General features: G+C 64.0%; 5 protein-coding genes. All 5 read right to left on the bottom strand.

What is annotated here, in order from left to right; translation table 11 throughout:
* Positions 1-126: 126 nt before the first annotated feature.
* Complete coding sequence (locus PARACOCCUSGL_RS21310; RefSeq protein ID WP_010400549.1) at positions 127-1,758, bottom strand: thermonuclease family protein; 1,632 nt, start codon at positions 1,756-1,758, stop codon at positions 127-129.
* The gene (locus PARACOCCUSGL_RS0119485) at positions 1,758-3,089 is read right to left on the bottom strand and encodes a hypothetical protein (protein WP_010400546.1); all 1,332 of its coding nucleotides are present in this window, start codon (positions 3,087-3,089) and stop codon (positions 1,758-1,760) included. Before PARACOCCUSGL_RS0119485 ends, PARACOCCUSGL_RS21310 begins: the two co-directional genes overlap by 1 nt.
* A complete protein-coding gene (locus PARACOCCUSGL_RS0119480) occupies positions 3,089-3,949 on the bottom strand; it encodes a hypothetical protein (RefSeq protein WP_010400544.1) in 861 nt (286 codons plus the stop codon). The genes PARACOCCUSGL_RS0119485 and PARACOCCUSGL_RS0119480 overlap by 1 nt, the downstream gene beginning before the upstream one ends.
* 2 nt (positions 3,950-3,951) lie before the next feature.
* Positions 3,952-5,415, bottom strand: a complete 1,464-nt coding sequence (locus PARACOCCUSGL_RS0119475; RefSeq protein WP_010400542.1) for a hypothetical protein — start codon at positions 5,413-5,415, stop codon at positions 3,952-3,954.
* 100 nt (positions 5,416-5,515) lie between these two features.
* The coding region (locus PARACOCCUSGL_RS22540) for a hypothetical protein (RefSeq protein ID WP_237701586.1) at positions 5,516-5,703 on the bottom strand (188 nt) is incomplete at its 5' end.

Here is a 5,703-nt window from a genome sequence, read left to right as displayed (position 1 = left end):
GGCTTCGCCATTTGTCAACATGACCTAGTACAGGTGACTTTAAAAGAAATCGGTGCAACTGCTATCTCAGCCCAAAGTGCTACCTCATGGAAGATACTTTCATTCGTTCCCACGCGCTTGGATTGGTCACCGTCCTGCTCGGAACTCCCAAGGCGGCTCGAAGCCCACAGCCCACAGGCCCTCTCTGGTTTGCTCAGCCGCCCTTCCCATTTCCACGTACCTGTCCGTGTAGCGGACGAATGGTGCCGCGTAACCGGAGGCGACCATGTTCTCGGCGATGTCCTTGCCTGCGACGAAGCAGGTCGCGACCGTCCGCCCATAGACATCCGTGTCCGATGGCTGGCACTCGACCTCTCGTGAGCCGATCTCTTCCTTCAGCCAGTCGGAGGCGATCTTTCCGCAAGCGAACATCGGATTGTCCTCGACGCCGCAGGTCTGCGACATCTCGGGTGCGTCAATGCCGAACAGGCGGATGCGTGTTCCTGAGACCTCGAGAGTGTCGCCGTCGATGATCCGCGGCACTCCGATGATGCCCGAGCCTTCCGTCTCGGCCGGCAAGGCTTGGGTAGTCGATGCATTAAGGTCGCGTCCGATTTCCTCGATCAGCCGCTCCTGGTCCGGGGTGACCGAGAACATGACGCGCCGCGAGCGCTCCCGGTCCTCGTTGCCCTCGGTATCGGTCACAAGGCGTGTCGAGGAATAGCCCACAGCGGCCAGGTGCTGGCGCGCCCAGTCCTGCGAGGCGCTGTTGCTCGTGGCGTCAAGGCAGACCCTGAGGGCGTTCTGCGCACGCCTCTGTGACAGATCCAGGTTGTAGAGGAACGAGGCCTCCGGCCCGTAGCTCGGTGGACCTTCGCTCGAGGCATGGCCCTCGATCTTCAGTTCCGAGATGTCGATCCCGGACTCCTGGAGCGTTGCAAGCCAGGGCCGGCAGAATGAGGCAAGGAACTCGGGATCCTTGATCCGGTCCTGGTTGACGTCGAAGAGCACCGACTGCGGCAGGCTGATCGTACCGTCGGCGGAGATTTCACCGCCAGCTTCCCGGATCGTTGCTCCGAGCCGCTCCTCCAAGGTGTCAATGAGGCGTTTCTGGTTGGCGGCCGTCTCCTCGAGCCTCCGGGTGGCCTGCGCCAGGCGCTGATCGGTGCTGCGCTGCGCCTCCATGCCGTCGGCCGCCTCCATCAGGGTTCCGACCTTCCTGCTCTCGACCAGGTCGGTGAGGGCCTGGCGCTGTTCGGGTGGCAGTTGCACGAGCCCGCGGGCGATACGCTCGAGGTCGTTTTTCGACACAAGCGTGGCAAGTTCCTTGTCGCGAGCGAGGGCAGCCAGCGCCTCGGGATCGCCGCCGCCCGTCTTTTCGATCACCTCCGCAAGGGTGCCATCCTTGATCATGTCGGCAAGCGCCTTGCGCTGCTCCTCCGGAAGCAGGGCGAGGGCCGGGATCAGTTCGGTGAGATCCTTCTCTCGTGCGGCGCGGGCCAGATCGCCTTCTTTCGCCAGGGCGGCCATGGCTGCCGCTGACCCGTGGTCGATGACGGAGAGGATGGCCTGCTTCTGCTCCGGGGTGAGGTCGCCGAAGCTCTCGAGGAGCGCGTCCTGGCGCTCCTCGGCCTCGACCTGCCACCAGGTGAAGAGAAGCATCAGGCAGAAGGAGAGCAGGATGAAGGCTTCCGCGACGGTAAGCCCCATCACGGCGCCACGCTTGTACCCCGTGTCCAGGTTCTCGGCCGCCTGGCCCTGTGCGTCGCCGGCACGCATTACGCGGTGCTCGCGATAGAGCCGGTGCCGCTGTCGTGTTCTGCTGCCGGTCGATCCGGGCGGGCAGCACGATCCTGCAGGTCGAGAATCTTGGCTTCGGCCTTTTGTGCCGAGTGTTCCAGCATGCCCAGGCTGCCCGTCAGATGCTGCGAGGCACTGACAAGCGCATCAACGGACCGCCTGGTGGCTGCGGCTGCCTGTGAGGTGGCGGCGTCGAGGCGCGCCGCCATGTCGGAGATGCCCGCGTCCACCAGCTGTTGCTTCTCCATGGCCGCTGCGAGCGCCCCACTGTGCTGGTTCGTGGCAGCTGCGAACATGTCAATGCATTTCGTGAGCTCACCCACTTCCTTCATCAGGAAGGCGCGTGCTTTCCCGGCCGCTTCGCTCGAGGCGGAAAGATGAGCCTGGGCCTCCACCATGGCCTCGATATCTGCCATCACGGCATTCCGTATGCCCTCGCTGGCAGCCTTGAGTTCGCCCGTGAGCGCCGTTGCGAAATCGCGGAGCTGGGTCCGCATGGCCTCGGCTTCCACCAGGACCGCCTCCCGCTCGCCCACGAGGGCGTGGGCACGCTGGTCGATCTCGGACGCACCTTTCCTCAGCGTGTCGAGCACCTTGCCGGCTGCGGCTTCCGTCAGTTCCTCGATGCTCTTGATGGCCGCGGTGGTGGCTTCGCTGGCAGCCCGCGCCACGGCCTTGTCCACCGTTTCTGCCAGGCTTGCCATCTGCTCCGCGCAGGCGCTGACCACGGCATCGATCTCGCGCCGCATTGCGTCCTCACGCTCCCGGCTGTGCTGGAGGGACTCGACGGTGAAGGCCTTGATCTGGCGGACGCTCTGGGCGAGGTCGGTCCGGAACGTCCGGGTATCGCGGTTGAGCTCGAACCGCGTTTCCTTCTCGCGGGCCACGATGTCGACACGGACCTGCATCATGAGGACACGCAGGAAGACGCCGGCGATCGTGGAGACGAGCGCCACGCCAAAGCCGGAGATGACCTCCGGAATGATCGCGGCGCGCTCCTGCGCGCCTGTCTGGACCACGGTGTAGAGTGTCGCCGCAAGGCTGATCAGGGTGAACAGGAACCCGAGGTAGTAGCAGTTGTCGCCGATCGTGTCGGGTTCGAGCTGCAGCCTGGTCAGGCTCCAGGTGAGGAAGGCATAGGCAATGAGCACCACGGCGCTGAAGCCGGCGGCCATGAAGGGATGAACTCCCGCAGCCTTGAGCATCAGGTTGCCACTTGCCCCGACAGCGAAGGCAGCAATCAGGAAGACCTTGTCGAGGCCCTGCCGCGGAGCCACGTCATGAATGCGTCGATAGGGTTTGCGCGCCATCAGAGATCTCCCACGCGGATGAGCTCGGGCGGACGGGCGCCCTGGCGGTCGAGGTAGCGGGCCCAGAAATCCTCGACCACGGCCGGATCCTGGATCCTGGCCAGGGGCGGTCGGGAGATCTGGTAGATGGTCACATCCGCGCCCCGGAGGTTTTCCGACATGCGCCCGAAGGCAGCCGAACTCGAGAAGCTCTGCCAGTCTTCGCCCCGGTAGAAGCTCATGGCCTCGCTGTGCTGGAGCAGGTCGGAAATGAGCACCACCTGCTTCGGTCCCTCGAACGAGAGAAATTCCGGCGTGCCGGTAAGGATCGATTGCAGGGATTCCATGATCGGGGACGAGTTCGCTTCGCCGGCCGTTCCGAGTGTCGCCAGGATCTCGCGCACAGGACCGAGGAAGCGCTCGTCATAGCGCTTCTGAACGGCCGTCACGTTCTGTGTGATCTGGCTCACGTCCGTGCCGGCGCGGGGCTTGCAGAGTGCGCGGGTCGCACCCCGCTCTGCCGGATCCTCGGCGACTACGCCGAAGGCGAAGAGGGTTCCGGGCGCCGCGTCCCGGATCTGCCGCTCGACCAGCTGGCGGACGGATGCCACCTGAACGGGATCGAGGGTGTCCGTGGCGTCGATCAGCACGGCCGAGATGGCCACGGGTCCGGCCACCGGGCAGAGGGTGTCCTCGTTGATCGCAAGCTTCTGTTCGGTGCGCTGCATCTGGATGAAGGCGGCGATCACGGCCGCCCCGGCCAGAGCTGCGCCCGCAGCGAGCCAAGGGTTTGCCGAGCCCCGGGCGTTCCGGCTGTGCGACACCTTGCGCGAAGGCTTCCTGGCCCGGCTGTACCGGGCGGGTTTTTGTTTGACGGCCATCTTCAGCGCTCCGCAGCAAGGTGTTCCGAGCGCACGGCACGCAGGACGGGCTGTTCGGCGCCCGGAGCAGGTCGGCCGGAGCCGGACTGGGCGATGTCGAGATCCATGAACTCACGCCGGGCTTCATCGAAGAGGTCGAAGAGCCGCTGGGTCTCTTCCGTGATGATCTGGTCGACCTTCATGGCCTCGGCTTGCGCCGTATCCTTCAGGCCTTCCTGGACGGGAGCAGGGACGAAGGTCCGGAACGTATGGCCTTCGTTGAAGGTCTGGGGCGCCGGCTCGGTGCGCGCGCTCCAGTTCGCGTCGCGATAGATGGCGAGGAGCTGCGCGGCCGCGAGGTCGCACTGGTCGAGGAAGGTGCCCAGGTGCTGGGAAAGCGTTGTATGCCCGTAGAGCGCGTCGATGGCTTCGCTGACGGCTTCCTTCACCAGCTCGTTCGTTTCGGTGAACTCCTCAATCGCCTGGTCGCGCACCTGCTGAAGCTCGGCCAGCGCATCCTGAAGGCGCCCTTCGTATTCTAGGCGGGCGTCCTCCAGGGAGCGCTCCAGGGCACCGTATTCCGGGTAGGGATCGTCGGTGAACCAGCCCTTGAGGAACGACACCACGGAGATGATGAGCCCGATGGCCATGAGTAGCCAGGACTCGATCGTTCCCAAGTCGAGCGGAGAGTTCAGCAGCTTCCGGATGGCGCCCGAGGCAGCCTCGGTCCAGGCCACGCCAGCCTCGAGCCCGTCCCTGAAATGAGCGATGCCGAGGTTGATGGTCGCGGCGAAAACAATCCAGAAGAGGATGAGGAAAATGCCGAAAAGCTTCCAGCCCGGATTCCGATGGTTCGAATTGTGGGCGAAATAGCCCAGCATCAGGCATGCAGTCACGTTGACGAGCGAGAAGAGCAGAGCCGCGATGCCGCCGCCGAGCAGGCCGAACTCGTTGCCCTTCGCGAAAAGGTAGCTGTTCATGCCGGCCTCGACTACGATCAGGATCGCGGCCAGCAAGACCACGTTCGCCCAGCCGTTGAATTGCTTGGCCGGTCGGACCAGGCCATGCTGCTCCCGAAAGGTCTTCCTGTAGCTGTAGGTTTCGTTCAGTCGCTCGCGGGCAGAGACGATCGAGTTGCGCCACTTCTGTGTCGCGGTCCCGAAATCGTTCCTGGCCCGTCCGGCCGAGGTCTTGATTTCCTGCGCGATGCCGGCCGTGCGCGTCAGTCTCGCCGCATAGACGGAGCGATTCTGCTCGAAGTTCTCGAGCCCTTTCCTCCGCCGCTCCTCGATGGCGGAGATGGCCTCGATCTCCACCGGGTCCAAGACTTTGGCATCGGCAGGCGGCTGGTTGGCCGCGCCACGTTTCTGGCCTTGCTCTTCAAGCCGCAACTCGCGCGCGAGCTGCAAGTTGTCGATGCTGGGAAATACAGCCGAGGTCGGAATGAAGGTGTCGGACTGGAAAATCTTCCTGATGCTTGCCAGCATGCAAAACTCCCGTTCCCGCCGGGTGCCCGGACGGCTTACAATAGTGCGTCAAGACCCGCGGCGCCACTTCATCCGCCGATAAGACAGGGACTGCGGTCGCTCAATGAGCTGCAGGCAGTGTTACCGCCAGCGATGTTGGTTGCAAGGCGATGCGACGAAATACATCATAGGGAAAGCTCCGATCTGAGCGATTGCGCATGCATCGCCGGCCTGGAAGCATGCTGTGCAACTTGCGGTTTTGACCAATTCTTGTCACCTTACTGTTGATTTCCGTCGAGACGTGACCCG

Source organism: Paracoccus sp. TRP (genome assembly GCF_000185925.1).
Lineage (GTDB): Bacteria > Pseudomonadota > Alphaproteobacteria > Rhodobacterales > Rhodobacteraceae > Paracoccus > Paracoccus kondratievae.
The sequence above is the reverse complement of the archived record's forward strand: the minus strand, read 5'-3'. Positions and strand labels throughout refer to the sequence as shown.

Coding starts and splice junctions, on each gene's coding strand:
- PARACOCCUSGL_RS21310 (WP_010400549.1), bottom strand. CDS start 1,758: ATGCGTGCCGGCGACGCACAGGGCCAGGCGGCCGAGAACCTGGACACG.
- PARACOCCUSGL_RS0119485 (WP_010400546.1), bottom strand. CDS start 3,089: ATGGCGCGCAAACCCTATCGACGCATTCATGACGTGGCTCCGCGGCAG.
- PARACOCCUSGL_RS0119480 (WP_010400544.1), bottom strand. CDS start 3,949: ATGGCCGTCAAACAAAAACCCGCCCGGTACAGCCGGGCCAGGAAGCCT.
- PARACOCCUSGL_RS0119475 (WP_010400542.1), bottom strand. CDS start 5,415: ATGCTGGCAAGCATCAGGAAGATTTTCCAGTCCGACACCTTCATTCCG.